Source organism: Microbacterium sp. BF1, assembly GCF_019279095.1.
Taxonomy (GTDB): domain Bacteria; phylum Actinomycetota; class Actinomycetes; order Actinomycetales; family Microbacteriaceae; genus Microbacterium; species Microbacterium maritypicum.
On the sequence record NZ_JAGYWT010000670.1, the window covers coordinates 1 to 1,082 of the forward strand.

Consider the following 1,082-nt stretch of genomic DNA (forward strand, 5'->3'; position numbering starts at 1 on the left):
CCCCGCATTGACCGTGTCGAATCGAAGACTCGTTCGTGGGGGGCGCGCGGTCCTGATCGGCGTCGTGGCGCTCGTCCTCACGGCGTGTTCCGCAGCATCGACGACCCTTCCGTCGCCCACCATCGTCCTCCCACCCTCCGGCGCCGTGCCCGACTACCAGCTCGGTGGCGCCTACGACCCTTCGCCAGAGGTCGGCATCGTGGGGCGCGACCGGGGCGCGGAGCCCGCACCCGGCGTGTACTCGATCTGCTACGTCAACGGCTTCCAGACGCAGCCCGGTGAACTCGATGCCTGGCCCCGTGAGCTGCTGCTGCAGCGCGACGGCGAGGTCGTCTTCGATCCGGATTGGCCCGATGAGGCACTCATCGACACCTCGAGTGCGGCGCACCGGGAGAAGATCGCCGACACGGTGATCCCCTGGATCGAGGGCTGCGCGGATGCCGGCTTCGACGCGGTCGAGTTCGACAATCTCGACTCGTACTCGCGGTCGGGTGGTTCCCTCTCGCTCGATGACAACCTGGCCCTGGCCGCGCTGCTCGTCGATGCCGCGCACGCCGTGGGGCTCGCCGCCGGCCAGAAGAACGCCGCAGAGGATGCGGCGCTGCTCCACGAGCGGGCCGGTTTCGACTTCGCGGTCACCGAGGAGTGCGCGGCCTATGAAGAGTGCGGCGCCTACACCGCGGTCTACGCCGACCATGTGATCGACATCGAGTACACCGACGAGCTTCCGCGCCCCTTCGCCGAGATGTGCGCCGACGACAGCTCTCCGGATTCCATGGTGCTCCGCGACCGTGACCTCGTCACTCCCGACGACGACGCCTACGCGTTCGAGACCTGCGACTGAGCGGCACTTCTCCTCACAGACCGTCATCCTCGTGCCAGTGCTCCTGCCAGCGCCAGTCGATCGGCTCGGATGCCCGCTGATAGCGGATGTCGGTGGAGAGGCGGATGCGCCCCTGCGGATCGACGTTGTCGGTGCTGGCGTGCACGATGTAGGAGGAGTGCACCATCACGTCGCCCGCGCGATAGTCCGCCATCAGCCAGCGGGCGTCGCGCGCGTCGGCGAGCGCGGGGAGGTCGGC

Annotated in this window: 1 protein-coding gene and 1 pseudogene; one reads left to right on the top strand and one right to left on the bottom strand. The window is 68.6% G+C overall.

Features of this window, described 5'->3' with window-relative positions:
* The first annotated feature begins 7 nt into the window (after positions 1-7).
* The gene (locus KZA10_RS15895; RefSeq protein ID WP_256934985.1) at positions 8-844 is read left to right on the top strand and encodes an endo alpha-1,4 polygalactosaminidase; all 837 of its coding nucleotides are present in this window, start codon (positions 8-10) and stop codon (positions 842-844) included.
* Between the two features lie 13 nt (positions 845-857).
* Here KZA10_RS15895 and KZA10_RS15900 read toward each other — a convergent pair.
* Positions 858-1,082: pseudogene (locus KZA10_RS15900) on the bottom strand (phytanoyl-CoA dioxygenase); the annotation flags it as partial.